A 22,487-nucleotide genomic window follows, 5' to 3' on the forward strand; every position below is an offset into this window, starting at 1 on the left:
TATGTAAATGATTTGAGTGTTGATGATTGACATTTGCGCCTGAAATAAAAGCTTATGAACAGGATACTATTAACTTTTGGACTGGCAGTATTAGGATTACAAACAACAGCTCAACAGGATTCAACAAAAACAGACAGCAGTCGTCTCCATACTAAATACCTGGCCGACATTACAGTGGTTGGCCGTAACAGCCGTGCAGATGTACATTTTTTGCCGGAAATTGTTGGTGTAAATATCAATGCCGGTAAGAAGAACTCATTAATTGTAGTCGATAATGTGCAGGGAAACGTAGTCACCAATACCATGCGGCAAGTGGTAGCTAAAATTCCCGGTATTCAAATTTGGGAAAGCGATGGCAGCGGTATACAGATCGGTATTGCAGCAAGGGGATTAAGCCCTAACCGCAGCTGGGAGTTTAACACCAGACAAAACGGTTATGATATTGCTGCCGATCCTTACGGTTATCCGGAAGCATACTATAATCCGCAGTTACAGGCAGTTCAACGGATTGAAATTATAAGAGGACATGGATCGCTGCAATACGGTCCGCAGTTTGGCGGCATGGTTAATTATATTTTACGCAATGGCAGTGAAATTAATAAGCCGTTTGAATTCGAAACACAACAAACTATTGGCAGCAACGGCTTGTTTAATAGTTATAATGCTGTAGGTGGCGAAACAAAGAAGTATCATTACTATGGTTTCTTTGACCACCGAAATGCAGATGGATACAGGCAGAACAGCCGTTACTATAACAACTCAGGTTTCGGAACATTTACCTATCGGTTTACCGATAAATTTTCTGTAACTGCAGAGTTGATGCGCAGCAACATGCGCAGCCAGCAACCCGGTGGAATAACAGATGCACAATTGAACCAAGATATCAAACAAAGTTTCAGAAGCCGGAACTGGTTTGATGTTACCTGGACAACTGCAGCACTCATCAGCAATTACAAATTCAGTGAAACCTCACGTTTGAATGTAAAGTTATTTGCTGTACATGGCGACAGGAACAGTGTTGGCTTTATGCCATCTGCAGGAATAATTGTAAACGATACCATCAACAAAGCCACCAATCAATACAATGCACGTAACCTGAACGAAGATGATTACAGGAATTACGGTTTGGAAGTACGCTACCTTGGTGCTTACAAGCTTGGAAAAATGAATAACTCATTTTCATTGGGCGGGCGTATATACAAAGGCACAACACTCCGTTATGCAGCTGATGGAAAAGGAAGTACAGGATCAGATTATGATATGAGGGTGAGTGATGGTATCTGGACAAGAGATATTGATTTCAACACAGTAAATGCAGCATTACATGCAGAAAACATTTTCAGAGTTTCTGAAAAGCTGATCATTATTCCCGGGTTACGTTATGAATATATTACCGGACAAGCAAGCGGACGAAATGGTTTCAGCGCCGGAAATGAAGTGTTGTTACAGAATCAAAAACGCAGCCGTGGATTTGTTCTGGCCGGTGTAGGAGCAGAATATCATGTTACATCAATGAGCGAACTCTATGCAAATATTACACAAGCTTACCGCCCAGTTCAGTTTGCTGATTTAACAGCACCGCCCACAACCGATGTTGTGGACCAGGATATAAAAGATGCGAAGGGATATAATGCTGATTTAGGCTATCGTGGACGTTTTGGTTCTTATCTCTTTTTTGATGTAAGCGCATTTTACCTGCAATACAACAACCGTATCGGCACCATTGTACAACAACGTACCGATGGTAGTTTTTATAACTATCGTACAAATGTTGGCAACAGCACAAGCAAAGGAGTTGAGGCCTTGGTAGAATTCAGCCCGGTAAAAGCAATTACAGATAAATCAACATGGGGCGATATTAACCTGTTTGTTTCTTATGGTTTCACAGATGCACGCTACGGCAACTTTAAAGTGATAACGAAGAACAGCAGTAATCAGTTGGTTGAAAGCAATCTGCAGAATAAGAAAGTAGAAAACGCACCGGAGCATATTGTAAGAAGTGGTTTAACTTATTCGTTCAAAGGATTTTCATTTACAACACAGGTAAGTTATGTGAGTGAATCATTTGCAGATGCTAACAATACTGTTGCACCAACAGCAAATGCGCAAAACGGAATTATTCCTGCATATACTGTTACTGATTTAACGGCGTCTTATCGCTTCAATAAAAATCTAAACATCAAAACAGGTATTAATAATCTCACAAACGAAAAATATTTCACACGCAGGGCGGGTGGTTATCCGGGTCCGGGTGCATTGCCCGCAGATGGAAGGACGTTCTTTATTAGTGTAGGAGCGAAATTCTAAATCGAAACTAATCTTCAAAAAAACTTCACCTTTTGAGTGAAGTTTTTTTATGTCATTACGAAAAAAATTTTAGTAACACTTTGTTTTCGTGTTGCGTAAACTGTTTTCCTCATTCTGTAAATGATTTGAGTTGGCTTGAACCAAATTTGCATCTTATAAAAACACATAATATATAAGATCAATGGAACGGAAATCAAGGAACAAACTAATTATTCTTTTTACACTTCTCACCTCAACCATATTTGCCCAACAAGGTTTTAATAGCAGCGTATCAACATCCCAACAGAATGTTAACGCAAATCCGGTGCCTGCGCAACAAAGTATTAAAGGTGTTGTAACTACTGTTGATGGTAAGGCTGCAGAACATGTAAGCATATTCTTGAAAGAGATCAATAAAGGAGCTATCAGTCTCGAAGATGGTTCGTACAGGATCAATAATGTGCCTGTAGGAGAATACACAATTGTTGCTTCTTTCACAGGTCTTCAAACAATTGAAAAGAAAATAAAGCTGAGTGAAAACGAGGTGCTTACTACCAATTTTGTTTTAACTGAAAATGCAAAAGAATTGAATGAAATTGTGATCGCTTACTTCAGAGGAGTAAACGATAAGGCAACGGTGTTTGGTAAGTCTTTAATTAAACCTATGGATATGCCACAAGCTATTGCTACTGTAAGTGAAGTAGTGATCAAAGATCAACAGGCGCAACGTCTGAGTGATGTTGTTAAAAATGTGAACGGTGTGTATCTCGGCACAACAAGGGCCAGCACACAGGAAAGTTTTTTTGCAAGAGGTTATGGTTTTTCATCAACCAATATGTTCAAGAATGGATCAAGGGTAAACAGTGCTGCAATGCCTGAGGTAAGTTCGCTTGAAAGTGTTGAGATCCTGAAAGGTGGTGCTGCAATTCTTTATGGTAATGTAGCGCCGGGTGGTGTGCTGAACATGGTGACCAAGAAACCTAAGTTCATGTTTGGTGGTGAAGTAAGCTTACGTGCAGGCAGCTTCAATCTTTGGAAACCGGTATTTGATGTTTATGGTCCCATCAATAAACATATTGCCTATCGCATAAACGGAACGTTTGAATCAACAAACAGCTACCGTGACCAGGTATTATCAACACGTTACTATGTAAATCCATCTTTGCTTTTTAAGCTTAGCAGCAAAACTGAATTGATTGTTGAAGGGGATTATCTCAAACATGATTTTACTCCTGACTTCGGAATAGGATCATTGGGCAACACTGTTATTCCTGATGTGCCACGCTCACGTTTTATGGGTACCAATTGGCAATATAATATTACCCAGCAGGCAACAACTTCTGCAACGGTAAGACATGCATTCAATAATAACTGGCAATTAGGAACTGTTGTTTCTTACCAGCAATTTGATCGTGATTATTATTCGGTAGAACGTATCCAGGCAAAAGCAAACGGAGATTGGGGTCGCCCATTAGGTCGTGTTGATACAAAAGAAAAATATTTTACAGGCCAGATCAATCTTAATGGTAAATTCAAAACCGGAACAGTTGAGCATACATTGCTGGCTGGAGTTGATGCCGATAATTATCTCACCGAAACCTACAATTACGATATACAGGGAAAGATCTACGACAGCATTAATATTCTTGATCCAAACAAATTTGTTCGTCGTACCGATATTCCTGTTGCAACAAGAGTAACATTTGTTCAAACACCTGTGAACAGAGTAGGTGCTTATGTACAGGATCTTATCAGCATTACCGAAAAGATAAAATTACTGGCAGGTATTCGATGGTCTTTACAGGAATCATCTCCCGCAACAACAACCTATTTAGCAAAAGATTCGATAGCAAAGGGAAAGGTTAAGACGGATAAAGCGTTTTCTCCACGTGTTGGACTAGTGTATCGTATGAAACCAAACATATCATTCTTTGTCAGCTATTCGAATTCATTTTCAATTAATACAGGTTTAGATATTTATAACAATGTATTGCCTCCTTCAATTATCGATCAATATGAACTAGGTGTAAAGAATATTCTGTTGAAAGGAAAATTAACGGTGAATGTTACGGCCTATAAAATCGTAAACAATAATCTTGCGCAAACAGCACAGTTCGATCAGAATGGCAATCCAAACAACAACAGCAACCTGAAAGAACTTACCGGACAAACAACCAGCAATGGTGTTGAGCTTGATATTACTGCTAACCCTGTAAAAGGTTTTTCAGTAATGGCCGGGTACAGCTTTAACGATATGCGTTATACCAATACACCTGATAAAGTGGGCAGTTATGTAGAAGGTGATCGCCTGGTAAGCACACCTGCACAAACAGCAAATACAAGTGCATTTTATACGATCAGTAAAGGTAAATTGAATGGGTTGAAATTTGGTGCATCAGTATTTTATGTAGGAGATCGTTTTGGTGGATGGAACAATACTATTGGTCAGCCGCAAAGCTATTCAAGGTTGATTCCGGTAGAAGGATTTACAACCGTTGATGTAACTGCCGGCTACACTATCAAACGTTTTTCTTTACTTGCCAAAGTTTCAAACCTTACAAACGCTCTTAATTATTATGTGCATGAAAATTATAGCATCAACCCGATTGCCCCACGTCAGTTTGTGGCAACGGTTGCCTATAAATTTTAAGCAAGGAAAATAACTAAATAACGTCAAAAAGGGACTCGTAGCAATGCGATCCCTTTTTCACATCACTAACAATCGTAAAAGAAAATAATCGAGATAAAATGGCCAAAGCAATTATAGAAAAAACCAAGTGGCAACGAATAAGAAAGTTCTTCAATGATATCCATCTTTGGCTGGGCTTAAGTAGTGCATTGATTGTAGTTGCTGTTTGTTTTAGTGGAACGGTATATGTGTTTAATACTGAACTCACCGAAAAAGCTGCGCCGCATTTGTATAAAGTGCAACCTGTTGCAGGACAGGAGCGAATGCACGTTGATTCATTAGTGGAAAAAGTAAAGCATGAAACGGACGGCACTATTGCAAGTGTAACCATCCCTGCTGAGTTAAATCGTACTTATCAATTCAATGTAAAGAAGAAAGAGGATAGTACAGCAAGGGGTGGCACAACCTATATGGTGAATCCTTATGCAGGTACTATCGTTGGTAACTCGAAAGAGAAAAACGGCACAAAAGAATTTATGGGAACGATGTTCAGTTTACATCGTTGGTTGTTATTGGATAAAGTGAAGAAGCCAATTATTAAAGGAGTAGAAAACAGGAAACTTGGTAGTATGATTACCGGTTGGGCAACGATCATTTTTACATTGGGATGCATTACAGGTTTGATTATCTGGTTTCCACAAAAAGTAAAACACTGGCGACAAGGATTAAAAATAAAATGGAATGCAGGATGGAAACGTGTGAATCATGACTTGCATAACAGTCTTGCATTTTACTCACTCATCTTTTTGTTGTTAATGGGATTAACCGGTCCGCAATGGTCGTTTGAATGGTACAGAACGGGTCTACAAAAAATATTAGGCACCTATAAACCTAAAGAAGCACCAAACGGAAAATCCGGAGGTGAACGTAAAGAAAGCGAAGGAAAGAAAGAAGCGGCAGCGGATACAACAGATTTGGCTACTGTTCAATTATCAATTGCTGATTATGTAAATGAAGCAGATAAAGTATTACCCTACAAAGGAAATTACGTGATCACTTTACCTGCTGATGCAGATGCAAAAACAATGATCACTAAAACGAAGCTTGGCTTCTTTGCTCCAGCAGCAGGCGACAGAATTACAATGGATCCAAAGAATGGGAAAGTGGTGAAGCTGGATGTTTTCAAGAAGAAACCATTCAACGAACGAGTGGCCGGTTCTATTAAAGCCATTCATGTTGGTAATGTATATGGTACGTTTACGAAGATCCTTTATTTTCTTGCTTGCTTGATCGCAACAAGTTTGCCGATCACTGGTACAATGATCTGGCTGAACAAGATGAAGAAGAAAACGAAAACTAAAAAAGAAGAACCTATTGTTACATTAACAGGTGATGAAAAAGTAGCATAACAAAAAGGGGCTGAATTTCAGCCCCTTTTTATTTATAGCTCCTGTAAACTTTCTTTTGTCGCAGCAATAGTCTGATCTAAATCCTCATACGTTAATGCATTGTTGAGGAACCAGCTTTCAAACGCAGATGGCGGTAAGTAAACACCTCGCTTCAACATCGCATGAAAATATTTTTTGAACAGTTCATTATTAGCTGAAGCTGCAGTTGCAAAATCAACAACTGCATGATCGCTGAAGTGAACACTGATCATTGAACCCAATTGATTGATGATATATGGTTGACCCCATGCTTTCAATACTTCGTTCAAGCCATCACGTAAGTAGATAGTTTTTTCTTCGAGCTCTTTATAAATGGCAGGATTACTTTTTAATTCAGTCAGCAATGTAAAACCTGCGATCATGGCGATAGGATTACCACTTAATGTTCCAGCCTGATACACATTGCCTAAAGGTGCAATATGCTGCATGATTTCTTTTTTGCCGCCAAATGCACCAACAGGCATACCACCACCAATTACTTTTCCATAGGTAACAAGATCGGCTTTGATGCCGAGACGTTCCTGCGCACCACCGGGTGCCAAGCGGAAGCCGGTCATTACTTCATCAAAGATGAAAACGATTCCTTCTTCATCACACAGCTTTCTTAATCCTTCATGAAAACCTGCTTGTGGTAAAATGCAACCCATGTTGCCGGCAACAGGCTCCACGATGATCGCTGCAATTTCTCCTTTATGTTCGGTTGCTAATTTCTTTACTGCATCAAGATCGTTATATGCTGCTGTTAATGTATCATTCGCAACACCTGCAGTTACGCCGGGCACTGTTTGAATGTTGAATGTTGCAACACCACTTCCTGCTTTCACTAAAAATGAATCAGCATGACCGTGATAATGTCCTTCAAACTTGATGATCTTATTTCTTCCTGTATAACCTCTTGCCAAGCGCACAGCACTCATACAAGCCTCGGTACCACTGCTCACCATGCGAATCATATCTACATTCGGTACCATGCTGAGAATGAGTTCAGCCATTTCAATTTCCAATTCTGTTGGTGCGCCAAATGAAGTTGAATCAAGTGCTTTTTCCTGGATGGCTTTTACAATTTGTTCATGTGCATGACCAAGGATCATTGGTCCCCATGAAGCGATGTAGTCGATGTATCGATTACCATCAGCATCATACATATAAGCACCTTTTGCTTTTTGCATGAAGAGCGGCGTACCGCCTACACTTTTAAATGCACGTACTGGAGAGTTAACTCCACCGGGAATACTTTTCTGCGCACGTTCAAATAATTCTTTGCTCTTATCGTACATAGTTGTGAATATTGTTTGAATTACAAAGGCACAGAGAACACAAAGTATCACGAAAAATCTTTGTGCAGCTTTGCGCCTTCGTGTCTTAGTGGTTTAAAATTCTTATTGCGTCTTTCGCAAAATACGTTGCAATTAAATCAGCACCTGCACGCTTGATTGAAGTAAGCACTTCCATGATCGCTTTGTCTTCATCGATCCATCCTTTTTCTGCTGCAGCTTTGATCATGGCATATTCACCGCTGATATTATATGCACTCACAGGAACATTCACTGCATTCTTCACTTCACGGATGATATCTAGGTAACTCAATGCAGGTTTTACCATTACAATGTCTGCGCCTTCTTCCACATCCATCAATGTTTCTTTGATGGCTTCAATGCGATTTGAATAATCCATTTGGTATGTCTTCTTATCACCAAAGCCGGGAGCACTATCCAACGCATCACGAAAGGGGCCATAGAAGCAGGATGCATATTTTGCACTGTAGCTCATGATGCCTGTGTTGATGAAATTATTTTCTTCCAAACCTTTACGTATGGCACCGATTCTTCCATCCATCATATCGCTTGGCGCAACCATATCAGCACCTGCCTCTGCATGACTGATACTCATCTTCACCAAGGCTTCTACTGTTTCATCATTTACGATCTGTCCATCTTTCACAATACCATCATGACCATAAGAAGAATAAGGATCAAGGGCAACATCCGTCATCACATATATTTCCGGTACAGCATCTTTAATGGCTTTGATGCTGCGTTGCATCAGTCCATCTTTGTTCCATGCTTCTTTACCGGTATTATCTTTTAATTCGTCTTTTGATTTTACAAAGAGCAATACACTTTTTAAACCCATGCTCCACAAATCTTTTACTTCGTTCACCGTTACATCTAAACTGTTACGGTAATAGCCGGGCATGGATGCAATTTCTGTTTTTACATTCTCGCCTTCATCAATAAAAAGAGGTACGATGAAATCATCAGGTGTGAGAATAGTTTCTCTTACCATACTTCTGATGGCTTCGGACTTTCTAGTGATTCTATTTCTTCTTTGCAAATACATAAATGATGTCTGATGTAGGATGGCTGATGTCTGATTTCACTCAGTTCAATCACCCTGATTTTTAAATGCTTTATATAGGATGGATGATGCATCATATGATGTTTTGAATATCCGACATCATACATCAGAAATCCTACATTCTTTTCTGTTTCATCTTATTCGTTTTATCTGTTGCCGCAAAAATGGCTGTTAATTCATTTGCTTCTTTTATTAGAGTATCTAATTCTGCTCCTGTTTGTAGCCTTGCATCTTTAACCACTTCAAGCCAGTAATGACTCTCGTCTGCTTCTTCTAAAACGATCTCAATTTTATAAAGAAAATCTGCCGGTGATTTTGCTCTTACAGAAGCTCTGTAATTTGCACCAACAGATCCAGCTGAACGAATCAGCTGTTTGGCTGTTTCAAATCCTGCGGCATTTTTCGGGAAAGCCTCACATAAATGAATAACATCTACATGAAACTTTTTTGTTCGGCTTTGTAGTGTTTTACGATCCATAGATAGTTTTTCTAAGAAAGGTACCAACGATCGGCAATAAATCCGACATCCTACATCAGCCATCCGACATTCAACAGGAATTGGAACGCTTGGCCCACGCAATTCTTTCTTCTTCACTTATTTCACTCAACCATTCTCTCGGATGCAGACAGGCTTCCTGCAATTTATATTCTTCACTGCCAAATGCAGGTTGATAATTATATTCAAACCGAACGGTAGGAGGTAAGCTCATCAAAATACTTTCAATACGGCCGTTGGTTTTTAAACCGAACAGTGTACCACGGTCATGTACTAAGTTAAACTCAACATATCGTCCTCTGCGTATCTCCTGCCAATGTTTGTTTTCTGCTGTGTACGGAGTGTTCTTTCTTTTTTCAACAATTGGAATGTATGCATCAATAAATGCATTGCCGCATTTCTTCGCAAACTCAATCCAGAAAGCTACATCTTGTTGTTCAGTTGCTCTTTGGTAATCGTAGAAGATACCACCAATACCTCTGCGTTCTGCATTGCGATGCCAGTTCACAAAATAGTTATCACATTCTTTCTTGAACTTAGGATAGAACGACGCATCAAATGCATCGCATGCATTTTTGTAGGTCTGATGAAAATGCTTTGCGTCTTCTTCAAATAAATAATAAGGAGTCAGATCTGTACCACCACCAAACCACCTGTCGATCACTTCATCGTTTTCATTGTACAATTCAAACATGCGATAGTTGCAATGCACCGTTGGTACAAATGGATTCTGTGGATGAATCACCAGACTCAAACCACACGCAAACCATTTTGCTCCGTTGATCTTTAGTTGAGTTCGCATTGCATCGGTCACATCACCAAATACAATCGAAGTATTTACGCCGCCCTTCTCAATCACATTTCCATTAGCGATCACACGTGTTTTACCGCCACCACCTTCGGGGCGTTCCCATGCATCTTCCACAAATGTTGCTGAGCCATCACTCTGCTCCAACGCAGCACAAATGCGGTTCTGCAAATCGTGAATGAATAATATCCAGGTTTCTTTAACGTCCATATGATGAGTAATCAGTGATGAATGATGAGTTAACTACTGATTACTCATCACTCATCATTCATTATTTGTATTCCTTCACTGCATCAACAAATGCTCTTGCATGATCTACAGGTACATTGGGTGTAATACCATGACCCAAATTAGCAATGTATCGTTGGGTTCCAAATGCATCGATCATGTCTTTCACTGCTTTCTTGATCTCAGGAATAGGAGCTAATAATTTCGCCGGATCAAAGTTACCCTGAATGGTGATCTTATTCTGTGTAAACTCTCTTGCCATTTGTGGTGTGATGCACCAATCGATACCCACACCGCTTGCAGCACTTTCGCTGATCTCTTTCAACGCATGCCAGGTTCCTTTGGGGAATAAAATCACCGGCGCATCATCTTTCAATGCCTCTGCGATCTGGAATAAATAAGGCTGAGCAAATAATTTAAAGTCGGCTGGTGATAAAGAACCTGCCCAACTGTCAAATACTTGTACTGTATCTGCACCTGCTTTTACCTGGTGCTTTAAATAAACAATGGTGATGTCAGTGATCTTCTGCAACAACTGATGTGCCATTGCAGGTTGTGTATACGCAAACTGTTTTGCTTTATCCCATGTCTTACTTCCTTTGCCTTCTACCATATAACAAAGGATGGTCCATGGTGCACCCGCAAAACCGATCAATGGTACACGACCATTCAATTCTCTTTTGGTTAATGCCAACGCATCATACACATACTTCAAACTTTCTTCTGCACCTGTTGTGATCAATGCATCAATATCTTTTTGCGTAGCAATTGTTTTTGGTAATGAAGGCCCTTTGCCTTCTTCCATCAATACTTCCAAACCCATTGCTTGTGGTATCACAAGAATATCACTAAAGATAATGGCTGCATCTACACCAACCTGATCAACCGGTTGCAAGGTAATTTCTGTTGCAAGCTCCGGTGTTTGACAACGGGTGAAGAAATCATATTTCTGCCGCAGCTTAATGTAATCAGGTAAATATCTTCCTGCCTGTCGCATCATCCATACGGGCGGACGTTCTACGGCTTCTCCTCTGAGTGCTTTTAGTAATAAGTCGTTCTTTAGCATAATTTTTATGTCTGATGTAGGATGGATGATGTCTGATTTGTTTCAGGTCACACACCCTGCTTTTAGTTTGAATGTTCTTAGTTCAAAGTCTATGTAGGATGGATGTTGCGATCTGTTTGCAGATCATAAATCAGACATCCTACATCAGACATCAAGTGAAATAATCCATCGCCTGCCTTACCAGTTCTTCTTTCCCCGGTTCTTTGCCAATGATGATGGTATTATTACAATATTGTTGGATTGTTTTTGCTGTAGTATTACCAATGGCAAACAAAATTGTTTGCGCAGGTACTTTATTGTTACTGAAAAAACTGCTCACCGCACTTGGACTGTAAAATAAAATAGCATGATAGTCTTTGCTGACCTTGTGTGGTGTGTGGATGGTTTCGTACACAATAATTTCATGTACTTCAATTCCTTTACTCCGTAGAATAGCTGGCAATTCATCTCTGCGTTGTTCGCCGCAAAAGAAAATCACTTCATCGATATCACTTTCTTCTGCAATCAGTTCAGCTAATTCTGCAGCAGAGCTGGCAGTTCCGGCAACACTGTGTTCGCCAAAGTTTTCCTTCAACAATAGTTTGGTGGTGTTGCCCATGCAATAAATTACCCAATCAGGTTGTTGTCCGTCCTGCCAGGCAAGTACAGCATCAACTGCGTTCATGCTGGTGAATACAACAGTGGATGATTGCAGATAGGCCTGTTCAATTTCCTGTTGTGTGGCGATGTCTTGTATAGGTTCTGTGTCAATGAATGATAATTCATCGATCGAAATGCCAACGGCTTTCGCTTCATGTACCAATGATTTATTCAATGGCCGTGTAGATAGTATGTTGATTTTATTTTGCTGCATGTTGAATAGCGTCTGCGATGGCTTGTCCACCGTGATTCAAAATTTGTTCGGCTGCATACGAACCCATATCTGTTGCTTCCCACACCGGCATCGTAATTTCAAACTCTGCTTTTTGTTTTCCATCGAGCGATAAAATATTTCCTTTAAAATGAACTTCATCATCTTTCATTTCTGCATAAGCGCTGATGGGAGTAGAACAACCGCCCATTAATGCACGCAGGAAATCACGTTCGATCTTTGTGCAGAAGTCGGTATCAGCATCATTAAAATGAACACATGCATCCAACGCATAACTATCTTCTTCACGACAAACAACCATGATGGCTCCTTGTGCAGGTGCTGGTAACATCCAATCGAGTTCAATGGAATTTTCCGGACGAAGGTTGATGCGTTCCAATCCTGCGGCAGCAAAAATGGCTCCATCCCAATCTTCTTCTTTCAACTTACGTAAACGTGTATTTACATTACCACGTAGGTTATGAACTTGTGATGATGGAAATTTATTTAACCATTGTGCTTTTCTGCGAATGCTGCTTGTTGCTATTTGCAGTTCTGCTTTTCCCGGTATGGTCCATTCACCATTCAGCATTGACCATTCACCTTTCCACACCAACAGATCTTTCACCGGTCCTCTTGGTAACACCGCAGCTTGTATAATTCCTTTCGGTAATTGTGTAGGCACATCTTTCATGGAGTGTACCGCAATGTCAATCGTATTGTTGAGTAAAGCAAGGTCAAGGCTTCTTGTGAAAATGCCCTGCACACCCATTTCGTATAAGGGTGTTTTTAAATCGATATCGCCTTCACTTTTGATGTAAACTAATTCGGCAGTAAAACCATGTTGGGCAAGCAATTCTTTTACCTGTGTTGCCTGCCATACTGCTAATTGACTTTCTCTTGTTCCAATGCGGATGATTTGTCCCATTTTAGTCTGTGCCCGTAGCAATAAACTCATTGATGGCTTCAATATAATAACAGCCACGCTGGTTTTGCTCCTTCATTTTTGACGCCATGCCATTGATCACCCGTTGAATTTTTTCATCGGTCTTGGTGCAGGCTGTATGATGCGGTTGCAAAGTTATGTATAATGGGGAAGTATGTATTTCTTTCAGCTTTGTTTTTACCGCTTTTAATACCGGTACATGTTTACGCATCTGGTACCAGTCGATAAATTCAGCTATATGTTCGGCAATGATGGCTTTTGCTTTCGGCACTTCAGCTTCACGCATTGCTAATGTCTCGTCTTTCAGCTTTGATAATTCATCCACATTCACAAGTGTGATGTTGGCTAGTTCCTTTGCTGACTGCTCCACATTGTACGGAATAGAAAGATCAATAATGAGTTTATGATTCAAACCTTCCAGATGCGATTTTAAAATGGTAGGCTCTGTAGCATTAGTTGCTACCAGAATGATATCGGCTGTTGTAATATGTTGTTGCAAATCTTCTAACAGAGCCGATTGTAAACCTAATTCTTCAGCCAAAGTTGTTGCTTTCTCTTCCGTACGGTTGATGAGTGTTATATTTTTTGTACCGAGATAGTCCACTAAGTTTTTGCAGGTGTTGCGTCCAAACTTACCGGTACCGAGTAACAATATCTTTTTGCTTTTAATAGCCTTGATATGTCTGCGGATATATTGTACGGCAGCAAATGAAACAGAAACAGTACCATCGCTTAATGCTGTATTGTTCTTAATGGCTTTTGATGATTGCAACATGCAGTTCACCAAACGTTCTGTAAATGCATCAATGCGATCATGCTGTTTAGCCAGCTTGGCAGCTTGTTTGATCTGGCCTACAATTTCGTAATCGCCGAGGATCTGCGAATCCAATCCACCGCCTACTGTAAAAAGATGGTTGATGGCTTCCTGGCCTTGTTTGATATAAGAAAGTTGTCTGAATTGCTCAACTGTTCCTTCGGTTTGTGTGCAAAGCAAGCGAATAAGTTGATCGGCATTGTCAGCAAAACCATAGATCTCGGTACGGTTACAGGTTGAGATCAAAAAGAATTCATGCACAGCAAATTCAGGTGCGAGTTGCAGGATGGTATTGTATTGTTCCGGATTTACGGCAAACTGACCCCTGATCAATGCATCTGTTTTGCGGTAGTTGATACCCGCAATAAAAAATTTTGATATGTCTTTTGCGCCTGTTCTGTGCATGTGTTAATCGTAAGAAATTCTACAGCGCAAATGTAGTTGCAGACAGCACTATGAACCTAAAAAATCTGTCATTGCAATGTCATATTACCCATTGATTTTTATCATGATAACAACTGTTTGCTGTCAACGAAATCTTTGTAGCGAAAGCACTACAGTTCATCTTTAAAAAACGACAGTTAATACAGATTTCTTTGGAAAATGAACTTTTGTTTTGTATTGCCGTTACTTTTGCAAACCAGTAAAAATGCACATGGAAAAAGCAACACGCAAAGGAATCCTGTTAATGAATCTTGGTTCACCTGATTCAACCGAAGTAAAAGATGTTCGTCGTTACCTCAACGAATTTTTGATGGACGAACGTGTGATCGATTACCCATATCTGTTGCGTCTGTTATTGGTGAAAGGAATTATTACACGTTTCCGTGCACCGAAATCGGCGGAAGCGTACAGCACCATCTGGACAAAAGAAGGTTCACCATTAATTGTTCTCACAAAGCAGCTACGTGACGCATTGGATAAAGAAGTTGATATGCCGGTTGAAATAGCGATGCGTTACGGCAACCCCACCGTGAAATATGCATTGGATCGTTTGCTGGAACAAAATCCTGACTTGGATGAAGTGATAGCCGTGCCGTTATATCCGCATTATGCCATGAGTAGTTACGAAACTGCGGTGGAGAGTGCAAAAGAGATCCATGCAAAAAATAACTACCCGTTTAAGCTGAGTTTTATTAAGCCTTATTATAATGAAGAGCATTATATCACGGCGATGGCTGAAAATATCCGACCATACCTTGAACAGGAGTATGATCATATACTGTTCAGCTATCACGGCATTCCTGAAAGTCATTTAAAGAAATCAGATCCTACAAAAAGTCATTGTTTAAAAACAGGCGATTGTTGTAATGTGGCTTCAACAGCGCATGCAACCTGTTACCGTCATCAATGTTTTGTAACAACAGAACTGATTGCAGCCAAACTTGGTTTGACAAAAGATAAATACAGTTTGTCGTTTCAATCGAGATTAGCAGGTGAGCAATGGTTAACGCCTTACACCGATTATCGCTTGCGTGATATGCCGAAAGAAGGCATTAAGAAATTATTGATCCTTTGCCCGGCATTTGTAAGTGATTGTTTAGAAACATTGGAAGAAATTGCAGAGCGTGGAAAAGAAACGTTTGAAGAAGCAGGCGGTGAAACATATACCATGATCCCATGCATGAATGTACATCCGTTGTGGGTGGAGGCAATTGCAAACTATGTGGAAGGAGTGGCGAAGGGGGAGAGGGAGATGGTGCTAGGATGACGTGAGTGGTGAATGGTTAGTGGTGAGTAGTATGCCTTGAATGAAACGGGTTAATTAAATAGTTACATCTTCATATTAAACAGGTTTGAATAGTGTGGGGTGATTTTTCACCATTCACTATTCACCATTCACAACATGTACTTATACATCAAGGCCATCCATATCATCTTCATCGTTACCTGGTTTGCGGGTTTATTCTACATGCCCCGCCTTTTTATTTACAATGTGGAAGCGAATACGAAAGATGAAACAAGCCGCAAAGTATTACAGGAACAGTTTGGCATTATGATGAAACGTTTGTGGTATGGCATTACCTGGCCATCAGCAGTGTTGACATTGGTTTTTGGAATTTGGGTTTTGTTTGAAAGCGGCTACTCAGAAATTGTGTTTCAACCGGCAGGTCGTTGGATGCTCATCAAACTCATCTTTGTTCTTTTCTTATATCTCTATCATTTCTCTTTACATAAAATTTTCAAACAACAAACTGCAGGAGTATTTAACTACACCTCACAGCAACTCCGTATCTGGAATGAAGTAGCAACCATCTTTTTAGTTGCAGTGGTGATGTTGGTAGTTGTGAAACAAAACCTGAGTGCCTTATGGGGAATACTTGGCCTTGTGTTGTTTGTTGTGTTGTTGATGAGTGCAATTAAGATTTATAAGCTGCTGCGGGGAAAGAATGAGTGATGAGTGATGAGTGAGCCTCCGATAGAGTCATGTGTCAGATCAAATGCGTCATTTAATGAGGCCAACAACAAGTATATAGAAGCAATAGTCCGTAATCGCCAGACAGCCGTAGCTCTCAATATTCATCACTCATTACTGATCATTCAGATCGCTTTACTGAACATCGGTGTAACCATTTCCCGTTGCAGGTACAGATCAAATGCGCTGCAGATATTGCGGATGAACTGACGCCCTGTTTCTGTTACAACCAATCCATCGTCATTCATATTGATCAATCCATCATCAAGTGGTTGCTGTAATTGCGGTAATACATATTTCTCGATGAGTCGTCTGTCTTCTCTTCTGAACACTGCATAATCTCTGCAACTGATGCTGAGAATATAATTACGAAATGCTTTGTCTTCATCAGTCAGAAAATAACCTTTGAACACCGGCAATTCTTTTTGCTGAATGGCTTCGTAATATTCGTGGATCGATTTTTTATTCTGTGCAAACCCGCCACCAATATCGCTGATGCTCGATACACCTAATCCCAGCAACATCGAGGTATGTTGCGTGGTGTAACCCATAAAGTTGCGGTGAAGTTTTGCCGTTTTCCAGGCTGTATAAAGATCATCTGTAGTTAATGCAAAATGATCCATGCCAATGTCAACATAACCTGCAGCCGTGAGCATTTCTTTTCCTTTCAGGTATAACTGCAATTTATCTTCGGGAGTGGGCAAATCATTTTCATCAAACAAACGTTGTCCTCTGCTCGTCCATGGTACATGCGCATAACTGTAAAACGCAATACGATCGGGACGAAGTGCAATTACTTCTTCAATTGTTTTGGTAATGCTTTGTAATGTTTGTTTGGGTAAACCATAAATGAGATCGTAGTTCACTGAAACAAAGCCCAACTTTCGTGCATCTGTTGTTGCACGCTGCACATTTTCCAACGGCTGAATGCGATTGATGATGCGCTGCACTTCGGGATCATTATCCTGCACACCATAGCTGATACGACGGAAACCAAGATTGTACAAAGTTTCAAGGTGTGCGAATGTTGTATTGTTGGGATGACCTTCAATGCTGAATTCATGATCGGGATGAACAATGGAGCGATCGGTAATGAAACGAATCAACCGTTCAAGATTTGCCGGTGAAAAGAACGTGGGTGTACCACCGCCCAAATGCAATTCACGGATGATGGGTTTTTGATGGAACAGTTCGAGGTATAATTCAAATTCCTGTTCGATCATGGCCAGGTATTCTTCTTCCACACTGTGATTAGTGGTAATCTTTTTATTGCAGCCGCAATAGGTACACAACGATTCACAAAAAGGTAAATGGATGTAAAGGCTGATGCCATTCCGGGTATTGTGCAGTTCAAATTGCTGGGTCAGGAGATCCTTCCATTCATCCACATCAATGCCTTCTTTCCAAACGGGAACGGTAGGGTAGCTCGTATAACGGGGAACCGGACGGTTATACTTTTTGGTCAGGCTCCTGATAGTCTCTTGTTGCATGGGGCAAAATTGCTAAAATGACCGGCCCTTCGTCCTGACAAAAAAACAAGCAGAAGATGATTGCCGTCAGTTTATGAAAACCCCTGATTTGGGTGTTCATTCACCCCCGAACTTCCGTACCTTTGGCAACTTTAAAAATAAGACAGGGATTGACTTATGAGCGTTAAGTACAGAGAATTTTCGCAGTTGAATTTACCCTCCATCGAGCAGGAGATATTGGCCAAATGGGATGCTGAACAGGCGTTTGAAAAAAGCATTGAGGTAAGGGAAGGGGCAACACCTTTTGTGTTTTACGAAGGTCCGCCCAGTGCTAACGGTATGCCAGGCATTCACCACGTTATTTCAAGAACCTTGAAGGATTTGGTTTGTCGCTACAAAACCATGAAGGGCTTCAAAGTAAACCGCAAGGGCGGCTGGGATACCCATGGATTACCAATTGAGTTAGGTGTTGAGAAGGAATTAGGTATTACCAAAGAAGATATTGGTGTAAAGATCACCGTTGAAGAATACAACAGGAAATGCCGTGAAGCGGTGTTGCGTTATAAAGACAAATGGGATGAGATTACGAAGAAGATGGGTTACTGGGTTGATCTCAACGATCCTTACATCACTTTTGAAAACAGTTATATTGAAACATTGTGGTGGTTGCTGCAGCAGTTGTACAAAAAAGGTTTGTTGTATGAAAGCGTAAGCATTCAACCATACTCACCGGCAGCAGGTACAGGTTTAAGTTCGCATGAACTGAACCAACCCGGCACATATAAAGATGTAAAGGATACCAGTGCAACAGTAATGTTCCGTGCATCGCAGGATGAAAAAAGTAAATTCCTCCACGATGCAGTTCATGGTGCAGAAGTATTCTTCATGGCATGGACAACCACACCATGGACATTGCCAAGTAACTTAGGTTTGACTGTTGGACCGAACATTGAATATGTATTGGTGCAAACGTTCAATCCTTACACACACTTACCGGTGAACATTGTGTTGGCGAAGGATCTCGTTCATAAATATTTGAAAGCAGAAGGAGAGAATGGAGATTTTGAAGGATACAATGGTGAACAGAAAATATTGCCTTGGAAGATCATTACTTCTTTCAAGGGTTCACAGCTTGAAGGGTTACATTACGAGCAATTGTTGCCGTATGAAGCCAACAGTATCGAAGAAGTTAAACGTATTACACCGGATGCCGATCCGTTCCGTGTATTGATCGGTGACTTTGTTACAACAGAAGATGGTACAGGTATCGTTCATACCGCACCTGCATTTGGTGCAGATGATTACCGTGTAGGAAAGAAATACAATATTGGTATCTTAACCATGGTTGATCGTGAAGGAAAGTTCCTTGACGGGTTGGGAGAATTCAGCAACCGTTATGTAAAAAATTACAAAGACGAGAAAGAGTATGTAGATGTGAATGTTGACATCTGTGTAAAACTAAAGAAAGAGAACAGAGCATTTAAAGTAGAGAAATACGAACACAGTTATCCGCATTGCTGGAGAACTGATAAACCAATTCTTTATTATCCGCTCGACGCATGGTTCATTAAAACCACAGCGATCAAGGATAAAATGGTGGAGTTGAATAAAACCATCAACTGGAAACCAAAATCAACTGGCGAAGGACGCTTTGGTAATTGGTTAGAGAACATGGTTGACTGGAATCTCAGCCGCTCACGTTTCTGGGGTACAGCATTACCTATCTGGAAAACAGAAGATGGCGAAGAAGAAATTTGTATTGGCACTGTTGAAGAGCTGAAAGAAAATGCGGCAAAAGCAGATGCCACACTCGGCACCAACAATGCAAAATATTTAGGCAACGATATCGATCTGCATAAACCTTATGTGGATGAGATCGTGCTCATCAGTCCGACAGGCAAACCAATGAAACGTGTACCAGACCTAATCGATGTTTGGTTCGACAGTGGTGCTATGCCTTACGCACAGTGGGGATTGGATCATGAGAAAGTTAAGAATGGAGATAAGTATCCGTTTAAACTTCCTGCAGGGGTTGATAAGTTTGAAGATCTGTATCCTGCAAGTTTTATTGCCGAAGGTGTGGATCAAACACGTGGTTGGTTTTATACACTGCATGCCATTGCATCACTCGTGTATGATAGTGTTGCTTACAAAACGGTGGTAAGTAATGGCTTGGTGTTAGATAAGAATGGTAACAAAATGAGTAAGCGCCTCGGTAACGTGGTGAACCCATTTGAAACCATCGAAAAGTTTGGTGCCGATGCTACACGCTGGTACCTTATCACCAATGCATCGCCCTGGGATAATTTGAAATTTGATATTGAAGGAATCAAAGAAGTGCAACGCAAATTCTTTGGTACACTTTATAATACTTACCAGTTCTTCGCATTGTATGCAAACGTGGATGGTTTTGCGTTTAAAGAAGCAGCTATCCCGGTAAAAGAACGACCTGAAATTGATCAATGGATCTTATCATCGCTTCACACACTCATCAAAAAAGTGACTGAAGCAATGGATGATTATGAACCAACACAAGCCGGTCGCTTGATCGAAGAATTTGTTGATGAACATTTAAGCAACTGGTATGTGCGTTTGTGCCGCCGCCGTTTCTGGAAAGGCGAGTACGAACAGGATAAGATCAGCGCTTATCAAACCTTATACGAGTGTCTAGAAACTGTGCTGCGTTTAATGGCACCTGTTTCTCCCTTCTTCAGTGATGCCATTTTCACTGAGTTGAACAAAGTGAGTAGCCGATTCAATGCAGCTTCTATCCACCATGTTGATTTTCCTGTGGCCAACGAATCATTCATCGATGCTGCACTGGAAGAACGTATGCAATTGGCACAGGATGCCTCTTCGCTGGTGCTGTCGCTCCGAAAAAAAGTCAACATCAAGGTTCGTCAGCCTTTGCAGAAAATATTGATCCCTGTGCTGAGCAATGGCATGAAAGAGCAATTCAGCAAAGTGGAAGACATCATCATGAGCGAGGTAAATGTGAAAGAGATCGAGTACCTCACGGCTGATAATACCTTTATCAAAAAGAAGATCAAACCCAACTTTATTGCCCTCGGCAAAAAGATGGGGGCCAAGATGAAAGCGGTATCGGCGGCCCTCGCCCAATTCACCCAGGAAGACATCAGCCAATTTGAGCGTGAAACTGTTTATAATCTGTTGATAGAGAATGAAACTGTTCCTTTATATTTGACAGATGTAGAAATTCTAAGCGAGGATGTGCCCGGCTGGATGGTGACGAACAAGGGAGCAGTTACCGTGGCATTGGATGTAACCATTTCCCCCGAATTGCTCAACGAAGGCAATGCCCGGGAACTGGTGAACAGGATCCAGAAAATCCGCAAAGAGAGTGGTTTTGAGCTGACTGACAGAATAGCTGTGCAGGTTTTGGAGAATGAGAGCCTGCAGCCTTCTATCACTCAATTTAAATCCTATATTTGCGCCGAAATTTTGGCAGATAACCTTGAATTTGTACCGCATTTATCCAATGGCATCGAAGTTGAGGTTAACGATATTCCATTAAAAGTTCAAGTACTCAAAAAAGGAGGATAGAATGGCAATTAAAAAGAAAGCAGCGAAACCTGCTCCCAAAAAAGCGGCGAAACCGGTCGCTAAAAAAACAGCAAAGCCAGCTGCTAAAAAGCCAGCTCCTAAACCTGTCAAGCCAAAGGCGGGAAAAGCGGTTGCGAAGCCTGTAGCAAAAAAAGCGGCCCCCAAGGCAGCGGTAAAACCAGCGCCTAAAAAAGCGGTAGCTGCAAAACCTGCTCCCAAGCCAGCGGCCAAACCGGTTGCTAAACCTGCTCCAGCAAAAGCAGTAAAGCCGGAAGTAAAGAAGCCCGAGCCGGTTGCAAAACCAGTGAGCGCTATTAAACCCACCGTTAAACAAGCAATCCAAGATTTGAAAAAAGAAGCAAAAAAGCCGGCTCCTCCGAAAGAAGTGAAGCCAATTAAAACATCGGTAAACACCTCGGTGAAATATCAACCCGATTTTACAAAATCAGTATTAGATAAGTCAGTGGAAGAAAAACCTCAGGGACCAATGGTCCGCTACAGTGATGCAGACCTCGTGGAGTTCAAAGAACTCATTCAGCGTAAACATGAAGCTGCAAAAAAAGAATTGAACTATTTGCAGGGCTTGATCACCCGTAAAGATGACCAGGGTGGCGATGGTGATGATGGACGTTACATGACCATGGAAGATGGTAGTGTAAGTATGGAGCGTGAGCAACTGAGCCAGATGGCCAGCCGCCAGATTACTTACATCGATCACCTGGAAAAAGCATTGATGCGTATCGAAAACAAAACCTACGGTATTTGCCGTGTAACCGGTAAGCTTATCGATAAGGCCCGCTTACGTGCAGTACCTCATGCTACCTTAAGCATAGAAGCAAAGATGGGTATTGTGAAAGGCCCTCAGCCTGCCGGCGAATAAGTTTACAAAGACTACTTGAAATAGAAATCCTCCTGATTTACGGGAGGATTTTTTTGTTTTCAGGTATGCAATACCTCCATGCAATAAAAAAATCCCTCCGAACCGGAAGGATTTCAAGTATTTTGACGAATAGAGCTGATTAATAATCTCTGTTATAACCGCCGCCGCCGCCACCTTTGTAGCCGCCACCGCCGCCACCTTTGTAGCCGCCACCGCCGCCACCTTTGTA

General features: G+C 41.0%; 17 protein-coding genes. 7 read left to right on the forward strand and 10 right to left on the reverse strand.

All coding sequences use genetic code 11. The features are described 5' to 3' along the window. Positions 1-54 precede the first annotated feature (54 nt). The 3 genes from VK159_RS11410 (at position 55) to VK159_RS11420 (ending at position 6,324) form a co-directional block, all read left to right on the forward strand. Complete coding sequence (locus VK159_RS11410; protein ID WP_324230263.1) at positions 55-2,307, forward strand: TonB-dependent receptor; 2,253 nt, start codon at positions 55-57, stop codon at positions 2,305-2,307. A gap of 181 nt (positions 2,308-2,488) precedes the next feature. Continuing rightward, positions 2,489-4,936: a TonB-dependent receptor gene (locus tag VK159_RS11415; RefSeq protein WP_324230264.1), complete on the forward strand. Its 2,448-nt coding sequence runs from the start codon at positions 2,489-2,491 to the stop codon at positions 4,934-4,936. 98 nt (positions 4,937-5,034) lie between these two features. Beyond that, complete coding sequence (locus VK159_RS11420; protein WP_324230265.1) at positions 5,035-6,324, forward strand: PepSY-associated TM helix domain-containing protein; 1,290 nt, start codon at positions 5,035-5,037, stop codon at positions 6,322-6,324. Between the two features lie 32 nt (positions 6,325-6,356). Here VK159_RS11420 and hemL read toward each other — a convergent pair whose 3' ends face one another. The 8 genes from hemL to hemA all read right to left on the reverse strand — a co-directional run bounded on the left by hemL (position 6,357) and on the right by hemA (position 14,334). Next, positions 6,357-7,640: a glutamate-1-semialdehyde 2,1-aminomutase gene (gene hemL, locus VK159_RS11425; RefSeq protein ID WP_324230266.1), complete on the reverse strand. Its 1,284-nt coding sequence runs from the start codon at positions 7,638-7,640 to the stop codon at positions 6,357-6,359. 85 nt (positions 7,641-7,725) lie between these two features. Beyond that, positions 7,726-8,703: a porphobilinogen synthase gene (gene hemB / locus VK159_RS11430; RefSeq protein WP_324230267.1), complete on the reverse strand. Its 978-nt coding sequence runs from the start codon at positions 8,701-8,703 to the stop codon at positions 7,726-7,728. A 133-nt stretch (positions 8,704-8,836) separates the two neighbouring features. After that, entirely contained in the window at positions 8,837-9,199 is a 363-nt protein-coding gene (locus tag VK159_RS11435) for a four helix bundle protein (protein WP_324230268.1), read from the reverse strand. Between the two features lie 70 nt (positions 9,200-9,269). Next, positions 9,270-10,235, reverse strand: coding sequence for an oxygen-dependent coproporphyrinogen oxidase (hemF, locus tag VK159_RS11440; protein WP_324230269.1), 966 nt, complete (start codon positions 10,233-10,235; stop codon positions 9,270-9,272). Between the two features lie 61 nt (positions 10,236-10,296). Then, complete coding sequence (gene hemE / locus VK159_RS11445; RefSeq protein ID WP_324230270.1) at positions 10,297-11,319, reverse strand: uroporphyrinogen decarboxylase; 1,023 nt, start codon at positions 11,317-11,319, stop codon at positions 10,297-10,299. 151 nt (positions 11,320-11,470) lie between these two features. Next, positions 11,471-12,172, reverse strand: a complete 702-nt coding sequence (locus VK159_RS11450) for a uroporphyrinogen-III synthase (RefSeq protein ID WP_324230271.1) — start codon at positions 12,170-12,172, stop codon at positions 11,471-11,473. Then, positions 12,159-13,127 (reverse strand): hydroxymethylbilane synthase, encoded by a 969-nt coding sequence (gene hemC, locus VK159_RS11455; protein ID WP_324230272.1) that lies wholly within the window; start codon positions 13,125-13,127, stop codon positions 12,159-12,161. Before hemC ends, VK159_RS11450 begins: the two co-directional genes overlap by 14 nt. Then, complete coding sequence (gene hemA / locus VK159_RS11460) at positions 13,099-14,334, reverse strand: glutamyl-tRNA reductase (protein WP_324230273.1); 1,236 nt, start codon at positions 14,332-14,334, stop codon at positions 13,099-13,101. Before hemA ends, hemC begins: the two co-directional genes overlap by 29 nt. Positions 14,335-14,584: 250 nt before the next feature. On the opposite strand from hemA, the gene hemH reads away from it, so the two are divergent. Then, positions 14,585-15,640 (forward strand): ferrochelatase, encoded by a 1,056-nt coding sequence (hemH, locus tag VK159_RS11465; RefSeq protein ID WP_324230274.1) that lies wholly within the window; start codon positions 14,585-14,587, stop codon positions 15,638-15,640. Positions 15,641-15,775: 135 nt separating this feature from the next. Then, a complete protein-coding gene (locus tag VK159_RS11470; RefSeq protein WP_324230275.1) occupies positions 15,776-16,327 on the forward strand; it encodes a CopD family protein in 552 nt (183 codons plus the stop codon). 143 nt (positions 16,328-16,470) lie between these two features. On the opposite strand, the gene hemN is transcribed toward VK159_RS11470, so the two are convergent. Continuing rightward, the gene (gene hemN / locus VK159_RS11475) at positions 16,471-17,835 is read right to left on the reverse strand and encodes an oxygen-independent coproporphyrinogen III oxidase (protein ID WP_324230276.1); all 1,365 of its coding nucleotides are present in this window, start codon (positions 17,833-17,835) and stop codon (positions 16,471-16,473) included. Positions 17,836-17,991: 156 nt separating this feature from the next. On the opposite strand from hemN, the gene ileS reads away from it, so the two are divergent. Continuing rightward, on the forward strand, positions 17,992-21,378 hold the full coding sequence (gene ileS, locus VK159_RS11480; protein ID WP_324230277.1) for an isoleucine--tRNA ligase: 3,387 nt from the start codon (positions 17,992-17,994) through the stop codon (positions 21,376-21,378). Here ileS and VK159_RS11485 read toward each other — a convergent pair. Then, the gene (locus tag VK159_RS11485) at positions 21,346-21,792 is read right to left on the reverse strand and encodes a hypothetical protein (protein WP_324230278.1); all 447 of its coding nucleotides are present in this window, start codon (positions 21,790-21,792) and stop codon (positions 21,346-21,348) included. The genes ileS and VK159_RS11485 overlap by 33 nt on opposite strands. A 4-nt stretch (positions 21,793-21,796) precedes the next feature. Here VK159_RS11485 and VK159_RS11490 point away from each other — a divergent pair, with 4 nt between their 5' ends. Further along, on the forward strand, positions 21,797-22,258 hold the full coding sequence (locus tag VK159_RS11490) for a TraR/DksA family transcriptional regulator (protein ID WP_255460230.1): 462 nt from the start codon (positions 21,797-21,799) through the stop codon (positions 22,256-22,258). Positions 22,259-22,487: the final 229 nt, after the last annotated feature.

The organism is Lacibacter sp. (assembly GCF_035299325.1).
Classification (GTDB): domain Bacteria; phylum Bacteroidota; class Bacteroidia; order Chitinophagales; family Chitinophagaceae; genus Lacibacter.

Bases quoted from the DNA above. Each gene is read 5' to 3' on its own strand.
- VK159_RS11410 (WP_324230263.1), top strand. From the start codon at position 55: ATGAACAGGATACTATTAACTTTTGGACTGGCAGTATTAGGATTACAA.
- VK159_RS11415 (WP_324230264.1), top strand. From the start codon at position 2,489: ATGGAACGGAAATCAAGGAACAAACTAATTATTCTTTTTACACTTCTC.
- VK159_RS11420 (WP_324230265.1), top strand. From the start codon at position 5,035: ATGGCCAAAGCAATTATAGAAAAAACCAAGTGGCAACGAATAAGAAAG.
- hemL (WP_324230266.1), bottom strand. From the start codon at position 7,640: ATGTACGATAAGAGCAAAGAATTATTTGAACGTGCGCAGAAAAGTATT.
- hemB (WP_324230267.1), bottom strand. From the start codon at position 8,703: ATGTATTTGCAAAGAAGAAATAGAATCACTAGAAAGTCCGAAGCCATC.
- VK159_RS11435 (WP_324230268.1), bottom strand. From the start codon at position 9,199: ATGGATCGTAAAACACTACAAAGCCGAACAAAAAAGTTTCATGTAGAT.
- hemF (WP_324230269.1), bottom strand. From the start codon at position 10,235: ATGGACGTTAAAGAAACCTGGATATTATTCATTCACGATTTGCAGAAC.
- hemE (WP_324230270.1), bottom strand. From the start codon at position 11,319: ATGCTAAAGAACGACTTATTACTAAAAGCACTCAGAGGAGAAGCCGTA.
- VK159_RS11450 (WP_324230271.1), bottom strand. From the start codon at position 12,172: ATGCAGCAAAATAAAATCAACATACTATCTACACGGCCATTGAATAAA.
- hemC (WP_324230272.1), bottom strand. From the start codon at position 13,127: ATGAGTTTATTGCTACGGGCACAGACTAAAATGGGACAAATCATCCGC.
- hemA (WP_324230273.1), bottom strand. From the start codon at position 14,334: ATGCACAGAACAGGCGCAAAAGACATATCAAAATTTTTTATTGCGGGT.
- hemH (WP_324230274.1), top strand. From the start codon at position 14,585: ATGGAAAAAGCAACACGCAAAGGAATCCTGTTAATGAATCTTGGTTCA.
- VK159_RS11470 (WP_324230275.1), top strand. From the start codon at position 15,776: ATGTACTTATACATCAAGGCCATCCATATCATCTTCATCGTTACCTGG.
- hemN (WP_324230276.1), bottom strand. From the start codon at position 17,835: ATGCAACAAGAGACTATCAGGAGCCTGACCAAAAAGTATAACCGTCCG.
- ileS (WP_324230277.1), top strand. From the start codon at position 17,992: ATGAGCGTTAAGTACAGAGAATTTTCGCAGTTGAATTTACCCTCCATC.